23 protein-coding genes are annotated in these 18,764 nt (G+C 69.8%); 15 read left to right on the top strand and 8 right to left on the bottom strand.

Annotated features, from left to right (window positions below; genetic code table 11):
- Nucleotides 1-85 precede the first annotated feature (85 nt).
- From V1258_RS02645 to V1258_RS02605, 10 genes are all read left to right on the top strand, one after another.
- Nucleotides 86-1,195 (top strand): NUDIX hydrolase, encoded by a 1,110-nt coding sequence (locus V1258_RS02645; protein WP_329748227.1) that lies wholly within the window; start codon nucleotides 86-88, stop codon nucleotides 1,193-1,195.
- 17 nt (nucleotides 1,196-1,212) lie between these two features.
- A complete protein-coding gene (locus V1258_RS02640; protein ID WP_329748226.1) occupies nucleotides 1,213-1,341 on the top strand; it encodes a hypothetical protein in 129 nt (42 codons plus the stop codon).
- A 184-nt stretch (nucleotides 1,342-1,525) separates the two neighbouring features.
- Nucleotides 1,526-1,663: a hypothetical protein gene (locus V1258_RS02635; RefSeq protein ID WP_329748225.1), complete on the top strand. Its 138-nt coding sequence runs from the start codon at nucleotides 1,526-1,528 to the stop codon at nucleotides 1,661-1,663.
- 26 nt (nucleotides 1,664-1,689) lie between these two features.
- A complete protein-coding gene (locus V1258_RS02630) occupies nucleotides 1,690-1,815 on the top strand; it encodes a hypothetical protein (RefSeq protein WP_329748224.1) in 126 nt (41 codons plus the stop codon).
- Nucleotides 1,816-1,936: 121 nt separating this feature from the next.
- Nucleotides 1,937-2,119 carry a hypothetical protein gene (locus tag V1258_RS02625; protein WP_329748223.1) on the top strand — a complete coding sequence of 61 codons (183 nt, stop codon included), beginning with the start codon at nucleotides 1,937-1,939 and terminating at the stop codon, nucleotides 2,117-2,119.
- A complete protein-coding gene (locus V1258_RS02620; RefSeq protein WP_329748222.1) occupies nucleotides 2,116-2,277 on the top strand; it encodes a hypothetical protein in 162 nt (53 codons plus the stop codon). The genes V1258_RS02625 and V1258_RS02620 overlap by 4 nt, the downstream gene beginning before the upstream one ends.
- Complete coding sequence (locus V1258_RS02615) at nucleotides 2,274-2,522, top strand: hypothetical protein (protein WP_329748221.1); 249 nt, start codon at nucleotides 2,274-2,276, stop codon at nucleotides 2,520-2,522. The genes V1258_RS02620 and V1258_RS02615 overlap by 4 nt, the downstream gene beginning before the upstream one ends.
- Entirely contained in the window at nucleotides 2,519-2,995 is a 477-nt protein-coding gene (locus V1258_RS15225; protein ID WP_442878560.1) for an HNH endonuclease signature motif containing protein, read from the top strand. The genes V1258_RS02615 and V1258_RS15225 overlap by 4 nt, the downstream gene beginning before the upstream one ends.
- A 29-nt stretch (nucleotides 2,996-3,024) precedes the next feature.
- Entirely contained in the window at nucleotides 3,025-3,873 is an 849-nt protein-coding gene (locus V1258_RS02610; protein ID WP_329748220.1) for a hypothetical protein, read from the top strand.
- A 202-nt stretch (nucleotides 3,874-4,075) separates the two neighbouring features.
- Nucleotides 4,076-4,588: a hypothetical protein gene (locus V1258_RS02605; RefSeq protein ID WP_329748219.1), complete on the top strand. Its 513-nt coding sequence runs from the start codon at nucleotides 4,076-4,078 to the stop codon at nucleotides 4,586-4,588.
- An 823-nt stretch (nucleotides 4,589-5,411) separates the two neighbouring features.
- Here the strand turns inward: V1258_RS02605 and V1258_RS02600 are convergent.
- The gene (locus tag V1258_RS02600; RefSeq protein WP_329748218.1) at nucleotides 5,412-5,771 is read right to left on the bottom strand and encodes a VOC family protein; all 360 of its coding nucleotides are present in this window, start codon (nucleotides 5,769-5,771) and stop codon (nucleotides 5,412-5,414) included.
- Between the two features lie 315 nt (nucleotides 5,772-6,086).
- Here V1258_RS02600 and V1258_RS02595 point away from each other — a divergent pair, with 315 nt between their 5' ends.
- The 3 genes from V1258_RS02595 to V1258_RS02585 all read left to right on the top strand — a co-directional run bounded on the left by V1258_RS02595 (nucleotide 6,087) and on the right by V1258_RS02585 (nucleotide 8,635).
- Nucleotides 6,087-6,704 (top strand): hypothetical protein, encoded by a 618-nt coding sequence (locus V1258_RS02595; RefSeq protein ID WP_329748217.1) that lies wholly within the window; start codon nucleotides 6,087-6,089, stop codon nucleotides 6,702-6,704.
- Between the two features lie 17 nt (nucleotides 6,705-6,721).
- The gene (locus V1258_RS02590; RefSeq protein ID WP_329748216.1) at nucleotides 6,722-7,432 is read left to right on the top strand and encodes a MerR family transcriptional regulator; all 711 of its coding nucleotides are present in this window, start codon (nucleotides 6,722-6,724) and stop codon (nucleotides 7,430-7,432) included.
- 216 nt (nucleotides 7,433-7,648) lie between these two features.
- The gene (locus V1258_RS02585) at nucleotides 7,649-8,635 is read left to right on the top strand and encodes an FAD-dependent monooxygenase (RefSeq protein WP_329748215.1); all 987 of its coding nucleotides are present in this window, start codon (nucleotides 7,649-7,651) and stop codon (nucleotides 8,633-8,635) included.
- Here the strand turns inward: V1258_RS02585 and dnaG are convergent.
- Genes dnaG through dusB form a run of 3 tightly spaced genes read right to left on the bottom strand, consistent with a single transcriptional unit; the run spans nucleotide 8,563 to nucleotide 13,130 of the window.
- A complete protein-coding gene (dnaG, locus tag V1258_RS02580; RefSeq protein WP_329748214.1) occupies nucleotides 8,563-10,551 on the bottom strand; it encodes a DNA primase in 1,989 nt (662 codons plus the stop codon). The two genes, V1258_RS02585 and dnaG, sit on opposite strands and share 73 nt — an antisense overlap.
- Before the next feature lie 4 nt (nucleotides 10,552-10,555).
- The gene (locus tag V1258_RS02575) at nucleotides 10,556-11,893 is read right to left on the bottom strand and encodes a deoxyguanosinetriphosphate triphosphohydrolase (RefSeq protein ID WP_329748213.1); all 1,338 of its coding nucleotides are present in this window, start codon (nucleotides 11,891-11,893) and stop codon (nucleotides 10,556-10,558) included.
- A gap of 4 nt (nucleotides 11,894-11,897) precedes the next feature.
- A complete protein-coding gene (gene dusB / locus V1258_RS02570; RefSeq protein WP_329748212.1) occupies nucleotides 11,898-13,130 on the bottom strand; it encodes a tRNA dihydrouridine synthase DusB in 1,233 nt (410 codons plus the stop codon).
- A 185-nt stretch (nucleotides 13,131-13,315) separates the two neighbouring features.
- On the opposite strand from dusB, the gene V1258_RS02565 reads away from it, so the two are divergent.
- Nucleotides 13,316-14,350 carry an LLM class flavin-dependent oxidoreductase gene (locus V1258_RS02565; protein ID WP_329748211.1) on the top strand — a complete coding sequence of 345 codons (1,035 nt, stop codon included), beginning with the start codon at nucleotides 13,316-13,318 and terminating at the stop codon, nucleotides 14,348-14,350.
- A 107-nt stretch (nucleotides 14,351-14,457) separates the two neighbouring features.
- Nucleotides 14,458-14,826 (top strand): helix-turn-helix domain-containing protein, encoded by a 369-nt coding sequence (locus V1258_RS02560; protein ID WP_329748210.1) that lies wholly within the window; start codon nucleotides 14,458-14,460, stop codon nucleotides 14,824-14,826.
- Here the strand turns inward: V1258_RS02560 and V1258_RS02555 are convergent.
- The 4 genes from V1258_RS02555 to V1258_RS02540 form a co-directional block, all read right to left on the bottom strand.
- Entirely contained in the window at nucleotides 14,804-15,406 is a 603-nt protein-coding gene (locus V1258_RS02555; RefSeq protein WP_329748209.1) for a ClpP family protease, read from the bottom strand. The genes V1258_RS02560 and V1258_RS02555 overlap by 23 nt on opposite strands.
- Complete coding sequence (locus V1258_RS02550; protein WP_329748208.1) at nucleotides 15,403-16,074, bottom strand: ClpP family protease; 672 nt, start codon at nucleotides 16,072-16,074, stop codon at nucleotides 15,403-15,405. Before V1258_RS02550 ends, V1258_RS02555 begins: the two co-directional genes overlap by 4 nt.
- A 137-nt stretch (nucleotides 16,075-16,211) precedes the next feature.
- The gene (locus V1258_RS02545; RefSeq protein WP_329748207.1) at nucleotides 16,212-17,252 is read right to left on the bottom strand and encodes a DUF4037 domain-containing protein; all 1,041 of its coding nucleotides are present in this window, start codon (nucleotides 17,250-17,252) and stop codon (nucleotides 16,212-16,214) included.
- Between the two features lie 51 nt (nucleotides 17,253-17,303).
- On the bottom strand, nucleotides 17,304-18,695 hold the full coding sequence (locus V1258_RS02540; protein WP_329748206.1) for a glycine--tRNA ligase: 1,392 nt from the start codon (nucleotides 18,693-18,695) through the stop codon (nucleotides 17,304-17,306).
- Nucleotides 18,696-18,764 lie beyond the last annotated feature (69 nt).

Here is an 18,764-nt window from a genome sequence, read left to right as displayed (position 1 = left end):
CCTGGCGCACCAACTGGCGCGGCAACACGTACATCCTCAGCAGCGCAGGGCAACTACATCTCGATACGACAGAGAGCATAACTGCATGCCACACGAAATCTACTACTCACTCAAACCAAACCAAATCGCCGAATTCACTAAGCCGATCACCGGATGGCGGTTCTGCTACATCACCGAGGACGGCCTACTAGGCAAGGATGGCGAGGTCGATCCCGACACACTCGAAGCCGAGACCGCGATCTGCGGGTATCACGAAGTGCTCACCCGCCCCCGCTCACTCGCAGCTCGAATGCTCAACGGCTGGAAACCTGTGCCCGCGATTAATCACGCATACGACTGCACATGCGGCTACCGAATATGCGACACAACGGAAACGCTCGCGAAGTACGTGCACTGGCTCACCGAGAACACGTCATTCTCTGACACCATTACGAAGCAGGAGGAAGGCATACAAGGCGTTGCCATCTGCAATATTGAAGGATACGGCACTGGCGCATACCGCGACCTATCCGACCCCGAACCGCGCGGCACACTAAGAGTCACAAACTACAGGCTCACCGGCACTGTCTACGTTCCGCGCGAGTGGGCCGGGAAGCAGATTCCGAACGATCTGGCAGATTTGCTTTCTTCCCGATACCCCACACTCGATGTTCGCCGGATCGACCACCCGCACACGCCCCCAGGAGCACGCCCCCGACGCCCGCCAACACTTTCGGGAGACGTCAGGCATGCCACGGGGCGCTGGGGACGCTACGGGGCCGCACATGCACTCATCCAGCACGGAGACCGCTACCTGCTCGTGAACCCCACAGTCGACGTGTCATACCGCCGAGGCCGCGGCCAGGTGGACCGCACAGGAAGCGGCATCTGGCAGCTCCCCGGTGGCGCGCGAAAAACCCCGACCGAGAAATACCTTAGCGCCGCGCTACGAGAGACCAAGGAAGAATCCGGTCTCACAGTGCGGAACTATGACATTCGGGGATGCATAGAAACAGAAGACGGCGACTGGACACACAAAACCTACGTTCTCAGCATTCCACGATCCTCGCCCCGCCACACCGGCCCCGGTAACGCCCTAGACGTCGCCGACGCGCAATGGTTCACACGGAAAGAAGTAATGCAGATGAAACGAGCGTCACATATTGACCGTGATCTAGCTCGCGAACTATCCACGCTACTCGCATTCTGCGAATGACGAGAGGAGATGAGCCGATGGCAACAACGCACATCGACCGAATGCGCGACACGCCGAACCGAGACGCAGCCCGAGCCGTCTGCGAGGAGCTGCACGCCCTCGCGCTACGCCGAGCCGCACACCACGAGAAGGAGAACACGCCGTGACTCTCGCACCCACCCCAGGCCCCGTAAACGTCGCATGGGGACGCTGGCGCAACCCCGACAACCCCGAGACGCACAAGCCCGTCCTACGCCTCTCCAAGGGCCGCGCACACCTCACCATCGGCCCCGACGACGCAGACAACCTCATCGACGCCCTAGAGCGCATGCGAGACGCATGGGAGGACAAGTGACGACCGACCAGAGCATCGCGGCGATCCGCGCACGCCTAGACGCCGCACTCGAAACTATCGACAACCTCGCACACACGCTCACCGAGATAGAGGAGCGCCTCGACAGCCGCGAGCACGGGAGGTCCCACCGATGACCGACCCTCACCCCGTAGGCGACCCCGTGACCGCGTACAGGCGGGTCCTCGCACGCGCCCACCGCGCCGAGGCCGAAGTGCGGGCACTCCGGGGCGAGAACACCGCCTTGAAAGCCCTCCAGGGCACGCAGCAGCACGAGGAGCAGCAGTGAACGAACACCACGATCAGCCCGACGAGCGCCCCTTCAACCAATGGCTGTACGGACGCCGCCGACCACGACGACTAGGCCGCGTCTGGACCACCACCACGGGCGACAGAAAGACCGAACGCGAGTGACGCAGAGACCCACCCCGCCCGTCGTCCGCACCGGATATTGGCGACACGAGGACGGCACCAAGGAGCACGGCATCCGCATCCAATGCGGCATCCGGCACGTCTACATCGAACCGCACAACATTCGGAAGCTCGCCGACCAGCTCCACGACTACGCCGACCGGCACGAGGAGGACCAATGACCGGAACGGCAAGCATCCGCGCCACAGCAACCGGCGTGGAACTGCGTCAGGGGAACCATCGAGTCGTGCTCCACAAGCACCAGATCGTTCCCTTCACCGACTACGCAATCGACCAAATGGAACGGCTTGAACGGGCCGCAGAACAGGAGAACGCATGAACAGCAGTATCGAGAACATGATCCGCGCCGAGCTTGAACGCATGGGCGTCAAGACCGACGACGACGAGCAGCAGGACACGCCCGAGCAGCCGCAGCAGGGAGCAGTGCCCCGCGTCCGCGTCGAGGAAGCACTCTCGGCAGCCATCGGAAACAGGCCCACCGTCAGCCCCACCGCGCTCAATGCGGATAGACGGCTAGCAGCCATCTTCGGCGCGGACACACTCGAAGGGAAGCCGTTCAAGTGACCATCACGCGACGGCGAAACGCCACCCCCAATGAAGCCTTTGAGACGCGAACAGAACCTCTCGTCTGGTCCTCGTGCGTCGTGTGGATCGGCCACACGGACAGTAGCGGCTACGGAAGTCTCCGCGTCAACGGGCGACAGACCAAGGCTCACCGGCACGCCTGGGAGCGCGTGAATGGCCCCATCCCAGACGGAATGTTCATTGATCACACGTGTTGGGAACGGTCATGCGTGAACGTTGAGCACCTACGCCTCGCTACGCGCGCCCAGAATAATCGCAACCGATCCGGCGCAGACAAGGGCCGGAAGCATGACCTTCCCCGTGGTGTAACTCGCAGCGGGAACGGATTTCTGGCACGCGTATATATCAATGGACGCCACGTTAACGCGGGCACTTTCCCCACCGTAGAACGCGCAACAATCGCAGTAAAGAACTGCCGCGCATTCTACTTCGGCGAATACGCCGGAAACTGAATACTTAAGACAAGAAAAGGATATCAAGAATGAGCTTCAGCACTGACAACATCATCACCGCTATCGGCACCCACCGCGAGCGGGTCGCCCTAATCGCTGAGCACGACGGCACCGTCCCCGCCGCATACCGGAAGGCCGAGCAGCGGTGGGACGCCTGGATCGAGGCGACCAACGACCAGCCACTGACCGAGCTCACCGACGCATACGCCGACGGGGCAGACGAGACCACGCTCGCCACCCTCCGGGCCGCAGCCCTGATCGCTGAGGTTGCCACCCCCGTCCAGCTCGCCACGGTCCGCAACAGTGTCGCCCCCGCCGCACATGCCGCACTCCGAGCCGCATACGCCCCTCAGGCCGTCAAGAACTATGCCAAGATCGCCGCCCAGTACGACAGCGCCGCCGCAGAGTTCACGCGCCTCGCACAGATCATCGACCCTGAAACCGACGCGAAGCACCTCGTGTCCGCCGATGAGGACACCCGCCGCGCATGGCTCGAAGCCGAGCTGATCACCGGGAAGCTGGACACCCTCGCGACCGTCCTCGCCGACGCAGCACTCCTCGCAGGAACCAACACCAACGGCGACCCCGCACTGATCGGACTGCTCACCGACCCGAAGTCCGCTCATCGTCGCCGCGTCTGGGAAGCGTGGAACAGCAACGGACGCTGCGGAAAGTGGAGCGCGCTGCTCGCCCTCGACGTCGACCTCCGAGCCGCCGACCTCGACGAGCACCGTCCTTACCGCGAGCCGCGACCTCTTGAAGTTCAGCACATCCGCGGTAACTTCGGCGTTCGCTCCGTCACCGTCGACCCCGAGGACGACGACCCGACCAGCAGCGTCGATCTCCGCGACGGTGAACAGCTCGTCACGCTGATCTGACCAACCGGACCGGGGCCAGAGTCCGCCGAGACCCCTGGCCCCGGCCCCTCCCCACCAGGCACGTCTTCGCTCCGCCGCCCTTGCGGCACCCGGCTAGGCCATTTGAACGGTCACCAGGCTGTGGCGGGGTGTGGGGCTGGATTGTGCTGGTGGGGGCGGGTTTTACGGTTGTTGAGAACGGGTGTCATTAGTGGAGGGAATCATGGGGAAGAAGGAGTTGAAGCCGCACGGGACGATTGCGGCTGTGCGGCGTCATCAGCGGGCAGGCGATCCGTTGTGCGATCAGTGCCGGGTCGCGTGGAGGGACTATCGGCGTGAGCGCAGGAACGGTGCACGCGAGGATGGCGGCGCGATGGAGGAGGTGCCGGTGTCTGAGGTGTTCGAATTGCCGTCTGAGTTGGAGGAGACGCGCAGCAACTATCGGGCGGTGGTCGCGGCGATGGGGTCGCAGTCCACTCCGGCGACGGCACTGTCGTCCCTGTCGGCGCGGCGTGAGGCGCTCTATGCGCGGCTGGTCGTGTTGGAGGAGCAGGGGAAGCTACAGCGGCTTGTGGAGCGGTTCTCGGAGCCGGACCCATTGGCGGATGCGGTGCGTGCTGCTGGTGGTGGTGATCTGGACGTGTTGCTGGCGCGTCGTGAGTCGCGCCGTAAGCCGATCCGTGCTTCTCATGCCCGGGGCGATGATGATTCCGGCGAGGGGCAGGACGAGGACTGACCTCTAGTCGCAGAGCAGGCGTGCCGGACGGGAGTTGCGACCTCCCGCCCGGCACTGACTGTCAGAGGGTCACTTGGACTCTCGGACGGTCGTCTTCGGGTGTGTCTTCCCGTACCGGGCACTCACGTACTTGCCCGTGATCGCGCTGCGGTACTTGCCACCGCTGCGCCCTGCTCCACGTCCTCTAGCCATGCTCACCTCCTCTCGCCGGTTGCGAGGAAGGTACGCCGTCGTAGGGACATTCGTGAGTGCCTGTGTGGAGGAATCGTCAGAGAGTGTCAGCCCTGAACGTGATGCTGTGCCCATGCCTGATCTGATCCGTACTGCGCATGGCTGGACTGTGCCTCGCCCTGGCCTGTGCATGTGTGGCGAGGCGCGGCATTTCGTGGGCTGGGCGTGGTGCCGGTGCGCAGCCGCTGGGGAGTCTGGTGGGCATCTGAGCTACAGGTGCCGGTCGTGCGGGGTGGTGCGGATGCCGGGGTGCGCGGGTGCCGTGCAGGGGTCGGGGCCGATGGAGTCCTACGGGTGCCGGTGAGGGCCGATTGCGGTACGCAGTGGGTACGCAGTAGCTCCTAAAGCACCCCCGGCTACCACAGTCTAGCCAACATTGCAAACGGACTCTGACCTGCACCGCAACTGTTGGCGCTGGTCACGACGACAGCGATATCGGACTCATAATCCGTCGGTCGCGGGTTCAAGCCCCGCCTGGGCTACCTGACCTGCAGTCTCATCCCCGTCGGCATGTTCCGGAGCGGGGACGAGCGAGTTCGGGCGAGAAGCGGCCTCTCGTAGGTCTTACCAAGGCCTCCGGTGGCGGTCTGACTCAGGCGTCGGCGAAGACCCCGAGCCGGTTGCCACTGGGGTCGGTGAACTCGAAGCGCCGACCACCCGGGAACTCGTAGGGCCCCGCGACCACTGTGCCTCCCGCGCTCTTCACGGCGTCGACGGTCGCATCGAGGTCGTCGGAGAACAGCAGCACGAGCGGACCGGCGCTGCTCGGCTCGGCGCCAGGGGTCAGACCACCGACCTCGCCGTCCCCGTCTGCGGCGCGGATGCCGGAATACCCCGGGCCGTAGTCGTTGAACTCCCACCCGAAGGCGGCCGCGTAGAAGGCCTCGGCGGCCGCGAGGTCGGTGACCCCGAACTCGATGTAGCCAATGGCGTGGTGCGTCGGTGCAGCCATGACGGGCCTCCAAGGCTCGGGAGCAGGTCTGCCAAGTATGTCCCCGGGCTCTGACGGCGGGGTTTCACGACGCTCCACTTTCTCTGTTCGCCCTCTGGGTCGGTGACTGCGGTACTGGGTGAAGGGACTGCTACACGGGGAGCTGTCACAGCGCCCTAGCACCTGATCGCGCAGCGGTCCCGACGGCAAAGACCGGATCGTCCAGTGACCGCCGCGACCCCGTCACCGAGAGTGCTTGACCCTGCTGTAGGAGCACGGTTTCGAATCGGGGCGATCGGCATGAAGAGTTCATGCCCTGTCGCCCAGGAGCATCCCGTGAACCTCGTCCGCACACCGTTGCAGATCCTCCGCGACCATCGTCGCGCCTACCTCATCGCGAACCTGGTGATCTACGGGCTCGTCCTCGCTGGCTTCGGCCTGGGTCTCGCTTTCCCCGAGCTGGCCGCGGCGCGAGCGACGACGCTCCAGGGGGACGGCACCGCCGATCTCGTCCTGGCGGTGTTCTCGAACCCGTGGCTCTTCGCCGTCACGATCCTCGCCGTCAACGTGATCACCGTGAGCCTGCTCGCGATCATCCTTCCCTCGCTCGTGATCCCCTTCGCGGGGATCGCGATCTTCGGCTACCGCGCCGTGGTCATCGGCATCACCCTGGCACCGACCACCGAGGCCACCTGGATCGCGATGATCCCCCACTCCCTCACCGTGGTCATCGAGTTCCAGGCGTACATCCTCCTGACGCTCGGGGCGTATCTGCTGGGCCGCGCCTGGGTCACCCCGTCCTTCGTCGGCGAGGACCTCCACCGTCGCGGGTATCTCGAAGGTCTGAGGACGCTCGGATTGCTGGCGCTGGCGGCCTTCGCCCTGTTGATCATCGGAGCGCTGTACGAAGCGTTCAGCCTGAGGTATCTCGTCCCGGTCCTTCTGCTTGGATGAGAGGCGAGGAGGCCGCGATGGCATGGAGCACGAGCGAGCTGGCACGGCTCGCGCAGACCACCACCAGCACGATCCGGCACTACCACCGTCTGGGATTGCTCGAGGACCCCGAACGGCGACCCAACGGCTACAAGCAGTACTCCGCCGTGCACCTGGTCCGGCTGCTCCAGATCCGGCGCCTCGCGGACCGCGGGATCCGCCTCACCGCGATCGGCAGGATCCTCCAGGACGACGCCGACTCCGCTGCGGCGCTCGAGCAGGTGGACAGCGAGCTCAAGGCCTCGATGAGAGAACTCGCGAGGGCGCGTCGAGACCTCGCCGCGATCCGCGAGCATCGCGCCCGCGCCGACACGCCCCGGGGTTTCGAAGAGCTGTCGACGGGGCTCTCCGAACGGCAGCGATCGCTGCTCACGCTCTTCGCCACCGTCATGAGCCCGGCCATTCTGGAGGAGTTCCGTCAATCGCTCATCATGGGCAGCGAGGTGGACGAGGACTTCGAGAACCTCCCGGCGGATGCCGACGACGCCGCGGTCGAAGCCGTTGCTCAGCGGATGGTGCCCACGATCGCCGCGGCGCGGACGGATCGCCCTCGTCTCGAACATCCGGAGGAGAGCTCGCCGCTCGGTGAAAGCCAGGCCCTGATGGTTCTCGGCCACGCCATCGCGGAGCTCTACAACCCGGCACAGCTGCGAGCCCTCCTGCGCGCGAACCAGCTGCTGGACTCGTAGCAAAGGCGCACATCGCAGGGTCGCGCGGCTCTGGACAGAACGCCTCGGGCATGCTCCGATGTTTCGTGCCGTGACTCGGAACCGCCCCGGGGCACGTCCGTCGAGCGGCTCCGATCGGGCCAGCGCCACCCCTCTGGTCATTGGCTCCTGTCCCTGCCGCCCTCCGAGACGCCCGGCGTCCGCAGCCTGCACCGCGCCGACCTGCACCGTGCCCTCGTGCAGCACCTGCGGCCGGGCACGATCCGCCTCTCCGCGGTCGCGAGCGTCGCGGCCGACGGTGCTCCCGTGGTCCACGTGGACGGCGAGGAGCATCCCGTCGATCTGGTCATCGCGGCCGACGGGATCCGCAGCGACGCCCGCGCGCGATGGGGTCTGGATCGCGGCATCCGTTACGCCGGGTACACCGCCTGGCGCGGCATCACGACCACGGCCGGGCACCTCGCCGACGAGGCCGGCGAGACCTGGGGACGCGGCGCCCGCTTCGGGATCGTGCCCCTCCCCGACGACCGCGTCTACTGGTTCGCCACACATCAGACGCCTCCGGGCGGCACTGACGACGACGTCTTGGCGACCGTCCACAGCCTGTTCGGTAACTGGCACGCCCCGATCGGTGCGCTGCTCGCGGCAACTCCGCCCGAGGCCGTCCTCCGCCACGACATCCACGATCTCGTCGCCCTCCCCGCCTCGTTCGTCCACGGCCGTGGCGTGCTGCTCGGGGACGCCGCCCACGCCATGACCCCCGACCTGGGGCAGGGCGCGGGCCAGGCCATAGAAGACGCCGCGACCCTGGCGCTCCTGCTGCGCGGTGCGTCGACGCAGCACCTCGAGGACGCGCTCTCCCAGTACGACCAGCTCCGACGCCCGCGCACCCGCAGTCTGTGGCGGCAGTCGCGGCTCACCGGTCGCATCGGCCAGGCCGCGCACCCGGCGTGCGCCACGCTGCGCGACGCCGCCCTCCGCGCCGTGACTTCGGCTGTCGCCGCGGAAGCATGGCCCGCGCCCAACGGTGGTCGCCGCCCCAGCCAGAAGGCTTCGACGGTTGACCGATCGTCGTCGGCGGGCCGACCGCCCATGACTGGCCGATCCCCTCGGCTGAGGGTCCCCGTCACCCCGGGCCGACCCGTCGCCGGTCAGTCCTCCGCCGCGCGCAGCGCCCGTCGGCGCCCCTGCACCTGGGCGAGCCGCGAGAGGATCTCCTGGTAGCGCTCGGCATCGGAGGGATCGGTGCGCTGCAGGCGCTGCTTGAGCACCGTGTACTCGCGGGTGATCGACAGCTCGCTGAGCCGGTCCAGCAGCGAGGTCGACAGCCGCTGCAGACCCGCCTCGTCGCGCGCCGGCAGGTCCAGGTTGGCGATCTCGACGATCAGCGGACGGATCGTCTCCCCCGCGATCTCGAGGACCTGCTCGAGGTAGCGCGCCGGATGCAGCGAACCGCCGACCGCCTCGGGGAGGGTGCCTGCCGCGAGCATCACGTCCCACACGCCCTGCAGCGCCGGGACGTGGAAGGCGTCATCGGGCAGCGCCTCGACCCGCTGCGCGTCCAGCAGCGTCGGGTACTGCAGCATCACGGCGAGGGCCTGGGTCTCCACCTGGCCCACCGGGTCGCGGGGACTGACCACGTCGGCGAGCCGGGCGCTGGGTAGCACCCGCTCCGCCCCGTCGGCCGCCGCCTGCCCCTCGCGTCCCGCACCCTCGTGCGCCTCTCCCCCGCGCCCGTCGGTCGCCGACGCCCCGGCACCGCGCCCCTCGCCGCGCGCCGCGTCGTGGACCGCGCGCAGCACCGTGCGCTCGTCCATCCCGAGCCATCCCGCGAGCCGACGCGCGTACTCGGGTCTCATCGCCCGGTCCCGGATCCGCGCCACGACAGGCGCCGCCATGCGCAGCGCCGCCACCTGTCCCTCGACCGTGTCCAGGTCGACCTGGGCGATCGCCGAGCGGATCGCGAACTCGAACAGCGGCTTGCGGGCGGCGATGAGGTCGACGACCGCCTGGTCCCCGCGCTCCATCCGCAGCTCGCAGGGATCCATGCCGTTCGGCTCGACCGCCACGTAGGTCTGCGCGACGAAGCGCTGGTCCTCCTCGAAGGCCCGCAGCGCCGCCTTCTGCCCCGCCGCATCGCCGTCGAAGGTGAACACGACCTCGCCGGCGAGACCGCGACCGTCGGTGTTGAGCCGCAGCCCGGAGGACGCGTTGGTGTCGCCCATGACCCGGCGCACCACCTTGACGTGCTCGGCGCCGAAGGCGGTGCCGCAGGAGGCGACCGCCGTCGGCACCCCGGCGAGATGCGCGGCCATCACGTCGGTGTACCCCTCGACGACGACCACCTGGCGCTGCGCAGAGATGTCCTTGCGCGCCAGGTCCAGGCCGTAGAGCACGGTGGACTTGTGGTAGATCGCGGTCTCGGGGGTGTTGAGGTACTTCGGCCCCTGATCCGACTCCAGCAGCCGCCGGGCCCCGAAGCCGATGGTGTGCCCGGTGATGTCGCGGATCGGCCAGATCAGGCGCCCGCGGAACCGGTCGTAGACCCCGCGCTGGCCCTGCGAGACGATGCCGCTCGCGGTCAGCTCCGCCTCGGTGAATCCGCGGCCGCGCAGGTGGGAGGTGATCGCATCCCAGCCCTCGGGGGCGAAGCCGACGCCGAAGCGCTCCGCGGCGTCCCGGTCGAAGCCGCGCTCGGCGAGGAAGCGGCGACCGACCTCGGCGGCGGGTGTGGCGAGCTGCTCGCGATAGAACTCCTCGGCGATCGCGTGGGCGTCCATCAGGCGGCGGCGCGTGCCGAAGTCGGGCCGGTCCCCGCCCTTGCCGTCGCCCTCCTCGTAGTGCAGCTGGACGCCGTAGCGCCCTGCCAGCATCTCGACCGCCTCGACGAAGCTCAGGTGGCTGATCTTCTGCACGAAGGAGATGACGTCCCCGCCCTCGCCGCAGCCGAAGCAGTGCCAGTGCCCGAGCTGCGGGCGCACGTTGAAGGAGGGGGTCTTCTCGTCGTGGAAGGGGCACAGGCCCTTCATCGAGCCGATCCCCGCGGTGCGCAGCGTGACGTGCTCCCCCACGACTTCGTCGAGGCGGGCGCGCTCGCGCACCAGCTCGACGTCGCTGCGACGGATCAGACCCTGCGCCACCCGCTCAGAGCTCCGCGCCGAGGCCGGGCAGCGGGGTATCCGCGGCGGTGACGTGGGTGACCTCCCGGTCGAAGAGCGCCTCGTGGAGTCGGCGCGCCGTGACGTCGGTGTAGGAGGCGATCTGGTCGACGACCACCCGGCGGCGGGCGTCGTCGTCCTCCGCCGCCTCCCACAGCTCGGCGAACAGGGGGCTGAGATGCGTCGTCCCGGTGTTCCACAGCTGCGCGTAGAGGTCCCGCAGGATCTCCTCCTGCGCCTCGTAGACCGGCTGCTGCGAGGCGGAGGACATGACGTAGGCGGCCGCGAGGCCCTTGAGCACCGCGATCTCGAGATGGGTCTCCTCGGGCACGATCACGTCCCCGCGGTACCGGGACAGCGGGGCGGTGCCGTGCTCGGCACGGGTCGCCGCGATCACCGACCGGGTGAAGCGGCCGATCAGCTGGCTGGCCATGTCCTTGAGCGCGGCGGCCGAGCGCATGGTGCCCGTGAAGTCGAGCATCCAGTAGGGCTCGGCCTCGAGCCGGCCGAGCGCCTCGTCGAGGGCGTCGAGGGACTCGCCCGGCATGTACCAGTCCTGGACCACGTACAGCGCGGCGGCCCGCTCCATCGGGTCGTGCAGGGCGCGCAGGTCGAGGGTCCCGCCGGTCACGGCGTCCTCGACGTCGTGCACGGAATAGGCGACGTCGTCGGCCAGGTCCATCACCTGCGCCTCGAAGCACTTCCGGCCCGGCACCGCCCCGACCCGCGCCCACTCGTAGACGTCGAGGTCGTCGGCGTAGGCGCCGAACTTCGGGGAGGCCGGGTCCGGGCCCTGCCCGCGGGTCCACGGGTACTTGATCGCCGCATCGACCCCGGCCCGGGTGAGGTTCAGGCCGTAGGGACGGTCCTCCCCGATGACCTTGGGCTCGAGCCGGGTGAGCAGGCGGAGGGTCTGCGCGTTGCCCTCGAAGCCGCCGAAGTCCGCGGCGAGGGCGTCGAGCACCTTCTCGCCGTGGTGTCCGAAGGGCGGGTGGCCGAGGTCATGGGAGAGACAGGCGGCGTCCACGACGTCGGGATCGCAGCCGAGCTCCGCGCCGATGTCCCGGCCCACCTGGGCGACCTCGAGGGAATGCGTGAGGCGGGTGCGGGAGAAGTCGTTGGACCCGGCGCCGAGCACCTGGGTCTTCGCCCCGAGCCGGCGCAGCGCCGAGGAGTGCAGCACCCGGGCCCGATCGCGCTGGAACGGCGTGCGGGCCTGCGACTTCGGCGATTCGGGTGCCCAGCGCTCGAGATCCGCGGGGGTGTAGCCGGGCGGCGGGGTGGGGGCGTCGACGGCGGCCGACGCGGTCAGGTCCACGCTCATCGGCTCAGCCCCCCGAGATGTCGAGCTCGGCCTCGTGGAGGCGGGCGCGGTGCTCGTCGGAAAGCTCCCGGGAGTCCATCCAGCCCTCGGGCACCGTCGCGTTCCGCCCGTGGCCGGCGCGGCCGCGCGGCCCCTCGACGGGGGCACCCGGATAGGGGGCGTCGAGGTCCAATTCGGCGAGCTTGGCGTCGAGATCGGCGAGGGAGTCCATCGCCGTCAGCTGCCGGCGCATCTCCCCGCCCACGGGGTAGCCCTTGAAGTACCAGGCGACGTGCTTGCGCAGGTCGCGCACGCCGCGGCCCTCGTCCTCGTAGAACTCGACGAGCAGCTCGGCGTGGCGGCGCACGATCCGGGCGACCTCCCCGAGGCCGGGACGGACCCGCTCCTCGCTGCCCGCGAAACCGGCCGCGAGGTCACCGAACAGCCACGGGCGGCCCTGGCAGCCGCGGCCGACGACGACCCCGTCGGCCCCCGTCTCGTCGACCATGCGCAGGGCGTCCTCCGCGGACCAGACGTCGCCGTTGCCGAGCACCGGGATGTCGGTCACCGTCTCCTTGAGATCCGCGATCGCGGTCCAGTCCGCGGTCCCCGAGTACTGCTCCTTGACGGTGCGGCCGTGGAGGGTGATGGCGGCGGCGCCGACCTCCTGCGCGATCAGGCCCGCATCCCGGTAGGTGAGGTGGGCGTCGTCCACGCCCTTGCGGGTCTTCACGGTGACCGGCACGTCCCCGGCGGCGTCGACCGCCGCGCGGAGGATGCGGGTGAACAGCTCGTCCTTCCAGGGCAGCACCCCGCCCCCACCGCGCTTGGTCACCTTGGGGACCGGGCAGCCGAAGTTGAGGTCGATGTGGTCGGCGCCGTCGCGCTCGAGGATCATCTCGATCGAGCGGCCGACGACCGCCGGGTCCACGCCGTACAGCTGCACCGAGCGGGGCCGCTCGCGGTCCGCCATGCGCAGCAGGCGCCAGGATTCCCGATGGTCCTCGAGCAGGGCCCGGGTGGTGACCATCTCGGTCGGGAAGAGACCGCCGTCGTCCGCGCTGTGGAGCGCACCGAACTCGCGGCAGAGCACGCGGAAGGCCATGTTGGTCACGCCCGCCATCGGCGCGAGCATCACCGGGGTGTCGACGGTGAGACGACCGATCCGCAGGGGTCGCCGAGCGCGCTCCGGGCCGGGGGCGGCCTCGGTGGAGGTCGCGGCGGGAGCGGCGGGCAGGGCGTCGGTCAGCGTGGTCATCGTCCTGGGATTCTCCCACCCCGCGGGCCGCTGCGGGAGGAGCGAGGGTGGTGATGTGCATCAGCCGGCGCTGGGGAGGGACGATCCGGGGCCTCGGTCCCGTCGGGCGTCCCCGTGCCGGTGGACAATGGAGCACGGAGCCGTGCCCTCCCGGTCGGCGCCGACCGTGCGAAGGGAGTCACGCCATGACCGCGACCGAGCTCCGAGAACCCCCGAGGCTGGGCGTCCTCGCCCAGATCGACAGCGCGCAGCTCGACGACGGGCGCGACCTGATCCTGCTCGCCGAAGAGCTGGACCTCGACGTCGCCTACCTGCGTGTGCGCCACCTGCAGGATGCCTCGCCCTCCCCGCTCCTCGTGCTCGCGGCTCTTGGACAGCATGCGCGCCGGATCGAGCTCGGCACCGCCGTGATCCCGCTGCGCTTCGAGAACGCAGGCCGCCTCGCCGAGGACCTCGCCACCGCCGATCTGCTCCTCGGCGGTCGGCTCCGGGCGGGACTCGGCTCCGGCTACTCGGCGCACGACGCGATCTACTCGCGCGCCTTCGGCGCCCTCGCCGCCGACCGCGCCGACCACGTCGACCGGGTGCTCCACGACCTGCTCTCCTTCGTGGACGGGGAGATCGTCGCAGGCGCCGACGCCCATATCGAGGGGGTCGATCCCGGCACGCCGCTGCGCGTCCAGCCGCAGGTGCCCGGGCTGCGTCGCCGTCTCGCCTATGGCGCGGCGAGCCCCGCGCGGGCCGCGATGGCCGGACGGGCGGGCCTCGGGCTGCAGCTCGCGACGATGGCGCCCGACGACGGCTCGGGCCGCTCCTTCGAGGTGCTGCAGCTCGAGGCGCTCGAGGCCTATCGGGAGGCGTCCCGCGCGGCCGGTCACGGCGAGGGACACGTGATGGTCTCGCGGCAGATGGTGCCCGTGGAGACGGAGGAGGAGCTCGAACGCTTCGTCTCCCTGCTGCCCCGGGAGCGCGCCGCGTCGCCCGCCGTCCTGGCGGAGCACCGGGCCCCGGAGATCGGCGGACACGCGGCGGTGTTCAGCCGGGTCGTGGTGGACGAGCCCCTCGCCGTCGCCCAGGCGCTACTCGCGGATCCGGTGGTGCACGCGGCCGACGAGATCGCGCTGGTGCTCCCCGTCGGCGCTCCGGCGGAGGACCAGCGCCGGGTGCTGCGGGACTTCGGCACGCTGGTCGCCCCGCATTTGCTGGCCGCGATCCTGTGACCGGGACCGGTCGGCGCTCGCGGCACGCGGGCGGCGGCCTACCGGGCGGTCTTCCGCCGAGAGCGGAGCGACGCTCCCCCGGCCTTCCGCCGACGTAGTCTCCCGGCATGGACCGGCACCTCGACCCGCTGCTGCGGGAGCTGATGGGGGCGGAGCTGCGCGCCGAACGGCATCGTCAGCGCCGCACCCTCGCCGAGGTCGCCGCGGCGGCCGGGCTGTCCATGCAGCACCTCTCCGACGTCGAGCGGGGACGGAAGGATCCGTCCTCGGAGCTGCTCGCCGCGATCCTCGGCGCTCTCGGGATCGACCTGCCGCTGCTCCTGCTGCGCGCTGCCGACGGCGCCCTCGTCGGCGCCCCGGTGCTCGAGCTCCGCTCGACGCCGAGCGCCCCGACCCTCGCCCCCGGGCACCCCGGCACGCATCCCGCCGGGATGCGGCCGGAGGGTCCAGGGGTCAGGTTGCTCGCGGCCGCCTGAGCAGCACCTCGTCGGCCAGCCCGTAGGCGACCGTCGCCGCGGCATCGAGGACCCGCTCGCGCTCGAGGTCCTGCCGGACCCGCTCCCGGGACTGTCCCGAGTGCTCGGCGATCAGCGACTCGAGGCTCCCCCGCAGCCGCTTGACCTCCTCGGTCGCGAGGATCAAGTCCGGCACCGCCCCGCGGCCCTGCGCCTCCAGCGGATGGAGCACCACCCCCGTATGCGGCAGCACCCAGCGCATCCCCGGTGTCCCCGCGGCCAGGAGCAGCACCGGCGCCGCCACGACCTGGCCGATGCATGTCACCGCGATGCGGCTGCGCACGTAGCTGAGCGTGTCGTAGAGGGCGAGGACGGCCTGGACGTCGCCGCCGGAGGAGTTGAGGTAGAGGTGGATCGGAGCGTCGGCGGCATCGTTCTCGAGGTGCAGGATCTGGGCGATCACGGTGTTCGCGACGCCGTCGTCGATCGGCGTGCCGATGTAGACGATGCGGTCGCTGAGCAGTCGGGAGAAGACGTCGGCGCTGCGCTCGGCCCCGGTACGGGTGCGCTCGATCACCGACGGGATCGTGTAGCCGCTCATCGTGCACCGCCGATCCCTGCCGGGCGGCTGCCCTTGCCGGGCAGACCGAACGGCAGGATCTCGCGGACGTCAGAGACCACGTGATCGGCGAATCCGTAGGCGACCGCGCCCTCGGCATCCCAGATCCGGTCGCGCTCGGAGTCGCGGGCGATCGTCTCCTCGCTCTGCCCGGTGCGCTCCGCGGTCAGACGGATCAGCAGGTCGCGGTTCCGGCGCAGGTCCTCGGCCTGCAGCTCGATGTCCGCGGCGCTCCCGCCGAAGCCGGCCGAGCCCTGATGCATGAGCACCTGGCCGTGCGGCAGCACGTACCGCTTCCCGGGGGTGCCCTGGGTGAGCAGGAACTGCCCGGCGCTGTAGGCCATGCCGAGCGCGACGGTGCGCACGTCGCAGGGCACGAGATCCATCAGGTCGCCGATCGCGAGCATGGCCGGGACCAGGCCGCCCGGCGAGTTGATGAGCAGGGTGATGTCGGTGCTCGGGTCCTCGGCGGCGAGGAGCAGGAGCCGGGCGCTCAGGGCGGCGCCGTTCTCCTGGTCGAGTTCCCGGTCCAGCAGGAGCACCCGCTGGTGCAGGAGGTGGGCGGTGGTCAGGGATGAGGCGGACGAGTCCGATGCGGCCGACGCGGTCTGCGGCTCGGCCGATGGTTGGGCGAGAGATGCTGTGGTCATGCCATCAGCCTCCGCCGCACACCGCCGGGCTGGGGCGTTCTCCGTCGGGAGCTGATCAGCTCTGTGCGGAGCCGCTCAGAGCGGAGCAACCCGGCGCGCCACGCGTGCGCGGGCACCCGCCCCCCGGTCCGCCCTGCTCAGCCGCCGACGAGGCGACGCCGCAGCTCCGCGTCCACGAGCACGCTGACGTGGTCGCTGATCTGCTCGGCGGTGCCGATCCCCGGCCGGAGCGCGCGGACGGCGGGATCGGTGATGGTCTCCGCGAGCAGCTCCGGGAGCCCGCGCAGGCCGATGTGGGGGCGGTCGAAGAATGGCTCGGTGGCGGGGTCGAGGGTGGGCAGGCCGACCCGGCCCTGCACCGCGGCGAGCAGCTCGATCGCCGCGGTGAGCGCGCGCTGGCGGGTGCGCCAGTCCGGTGCGCGCAGCGCCTCGAGCGCCGTGCTGCGCAGCGCGCCGCCACCCGGCAGCGCGGCGGCGGAGCGGGCGAGCCACTTGCCGTAAGGCGCCCAGCGCCGATGCAGCAGATGCGCCAGATGGAGCAGGGTGCGGACATGACGTGCGGCGATCACCGCGGACCCGTCCTCGTCCCCGCGCAGGCCCGCCCGCCCCACGTCCGGCAGCTCCTGGCCGATGCGGGTCCAGTCGGCGCCGATCGCATAGCGCCGCACGTCCTCGGGGTATCCGGCGAGCCGCTCGCGGATCCGCGTGATGACCCCGGTGCCGTCGTGGAAGACCGGTCCCGCGGTGACCTCGAGGGCCGCCTGGCCGGTCAGCTGCAGCCAGTCCGTCAGGCCGACGGGCTCGGGGCCCGCGAGCTGCTGCGGAGGGATCCCCGTGCGCGAGGCGGCGAAGTCCGCTGCCGCGGCGACCTCGGCGCGCTGGCGCACGACCGGGTCCCAGGTGGTCGCGAAGCGCACCGGACGATCGCGCCAGCTCGCAGGCAGTTCCCACTCGAGCAGGGCGTCGACCTCGGAGGCCGCGCCGTCCTCGACGAGCAGGGTGAGCCGCAGCCCCCAGTCGTGATCACGGGACTGCGCGTCGTCGAACCCCAGAACGTCCGAGCCGGACCCCAGTCGCGCCCCGGCGTACGGAACGCCGGGCATCGACCGCTCGAGCAGGGGCGCGACCACCTGCTCGTGGTAGGCGGCGGACAACGCGAGGCCGGGGGCGTCACTCATGGCAGCACTGGGCCACGTCGACGCCACCCGAGCCTCGCGAGAGGGCCGGCCTCAGGCGCCGACGAGGCGCTCCGCAAGGTAGGACTCGACCTGGTCCAGCGCCACGCGCTCCTGCTGCATGGTGTCGCGCTCACGGATCGTGACGGCCTGGTCCTCGGCGGTCTCGAAGTCGACCGTGATGCAGAACGGGGTGCCGATCTCGTCCTGGCGGCGGTAGCGGCGACCGATCGCCTGGGTCACGTCGGTCTCGACGTTCCAGCGAGCTCGCAGACGGGAGGCGAGCTCCTCCGCGCGGGGCACCAGGTCCTCGCTCTTGGACAGCGGCAGCACCGCGGCCTTGACCGGCGCGAGGCGCGGGTCGAGGGCGAGCACCGTGCGGGTGTCGACCCCGCCCTTGGCGTTGGGGGCCTCGTCCTCGCGATAGGCGTCGACCAGGAAGGCCATCATCGAGCGGGTCAGGCCGAAGCTGGGCTCGATGACGTACGGCGTGTAGCGCTCGTTGGCGGCCTGGTCGAAGTACTGCATCTTCGTGCCCGAGCCCTCGGTGTGGCTGCTCAGGTCGAAGTCGGTGCGGTTGGCGATGCCCATCAGCTCGCCCCACTCGCTGCCCTGGAAGCCGAAGCGGTACTCGAGATCGATGGTGCCCGCCGAGTAGTGGGCGCGCTCGTCCTCGGGGACGTCGAAGCGGCGCATGTTGTCGGGGTCGATCCCGAGGTCCACGAACCAGTTCCAGCAGTCCTCGACCCAGGCCGCGAAGTGCGCGTCGGCCTCGGCCGGCGGGGTGAAGAACTCGATCTCCATCTGCTCGAACTCGCGCGTGCGGAAGATGAAGTTTCCAGGGGTGATCTCGTTGCGGAACGCCTTACCGACCTGGCCGATGCCGAAGGGGGGCTTCTGGCGGGAGGCGGTGACCACGTTGAGGAAGTTCACGAAGATGCCCTGCGCGGTCTCGGGGCGCAGGAAGTGCAGTCCGGCCTCGCTGTCGACCGGGCCGAGATAGGTCTTGACCAGGCCCGAGAACTGCTGCGGGTCGGTGTACTCGCCGCGGGTGCCGCAGTTCGGGCAGGGGACCTCGGCGAGGCCGCCCTCGGGCGCGCGGCCCTTCTTCTCGGCGAAGGCCTCGAGCAGGTGGTCCTCGCGGAAGCGGTTGTGGCAGCTCCGGCACTCGACCAGCGGGTCGGTGAAGGTCGCGACGTGGCCCGAGGCCTCCCACACACGCTTGGGCAGGATGATCGAGGAGTCCAGGCCCACCATGTCGCCGCGGGAGCGCACGAAGGTCTGCCACCACTGCTTCTTGATGTTCTCCTTGAGCTCGACGCCGAGCGGACCGTAGTCCCAGGCGGAGCGGGTGCCTCCGTAGATCTCACCGGCCGGGAACACGAAGCCGCGCTTCTTGGCGAGGGCGATGACGTTGTCCAGCGTGCTGGCGGGGGCCTTGGCCACGGGGAGACTCCTGGTGACGGGGTGGATTCGAACCAGGCCAGCATAGCCAGGGCCGTGCTGTGACGGTGC

The sequence above is a fragment of the Brachybacterium sp. J153 genome (genome assembly GCF_036311905.1).
Classification (GTDB): domain Bacteria; phylum Actinomycetota; class Actinomycetes; order Actinomycetales; family Dermabacteraceae; genus Brachybacterium.
This window is presented reverse-complemented; position numbering and strand designations above follow the sequence as displayed.

Excerpts from the sequence above, each read along its gene's own strand:
- dusB (WP_329748212.1), bottom strand. The coding sequence starts at position 13,130 with ATGACCACGCTGACCGACGCCCTGCCCGCCGCTCCCGCCGCGACCTCC.
- V1258_RS02550 (WP_329748208.1), bottom strand. The coding sequence starts at position 16,074 with ATGACCACAGCATCTCTCGCCCAACCATCGGCCGAGCCGCAGACCGCG.
- V1258_RS02610 (WP_329748220.1), top strand. The coding sequence starts at position 3,025 with ATGAGCTTCAGCACTGACAACATCATCACCGCTATCGGCACCCACCGC.
- V1258_RS02545 (WP_329748207.1), bottom strand. The coding sequence starts at position 17,252 with ATGAGTGACGCCCCCGGCCTCGCGTTGTCCGCCGCCTACCACGAGCAG.
- V1258_RS02575 (WP_329748213.1), bottom strand. The coding sequence starts at position 11,893 with ATGAGCGTGGACCTGACCGCGTCGGCCGCCGTCGACGCCCCCACCCCG.
- V1258_RS02565 (WP_329748211.1), top strand. The coding sequence starts at position 13,316 with ATGACCGCGACCGAGCTCCGAGAACCCCCGAGGCTGGGCGTCCTCGCC.
- V1258_RS02640 (WP_329748226.1), top strand. The coding sequence starts at position 1,213 with ATGGCAACAACGCACATCGACCGAATGCGCGACACGCCGAACCGAGAC.
- V1258_RS02645 (WP_329748227.1), top strand. The coding sequence starts at position 86 with ATGCCACACGAAATCTACTACTCACTCAAACCAAACCAAATCGCCGAA.
- V1258_RS02555 (WP_329748209.1), bottom strand. The coding sequence starts at position 15,406 with ATGAGCGGCTACACGATCCCGTCGGTGATCGAGCGCACCCGTACCGGG.
- V1258_RS02560 (WP_329748210.1), top strand. The coding sequence starts at position 14,458 with ATGGACCGGCACCTCGACCCGCTGCTGCGGGAGCTGATGGGGGCGGAG.
- V1258_RS02620 (WP_329748222.1), top strand. The coding sequence starts at position 2,116 with ATGACCGGAACGGCAAGCATCCGCGCCACAGCAACCGGCGTGGAACTG.
- V1258_RS02605 (WP_329748219.1), top strand. The coding sequence starts at position 4,076 with ATGGGGAAGAAGGAGTTGAAGCCGCACGGGACGATTGCGGCTGTGCGG.
- V1258_RS02615 (WP_329748221.1), top strand. The coding sequence starts at position 2,274 with ATGAACAGCAGTATCGAGAACATGATCCGCGCCGAGCTTGAACGCATG.
- V1258_RS02600 (WP_329748218.1), bottom strand. The coding sequence starts at position 5,771 with ATGGCTGCACCGACGCACCACGCCATTGGCTACATCGAGTTCGGGGTC.
- V1258_RS02590 (WP_329748216.1), top strand. The coding sequence starts at position 6,722 with ATGGCATGGAGCACGAGCGAGCTGGCACGGCTCGCGCAGACCACCACC.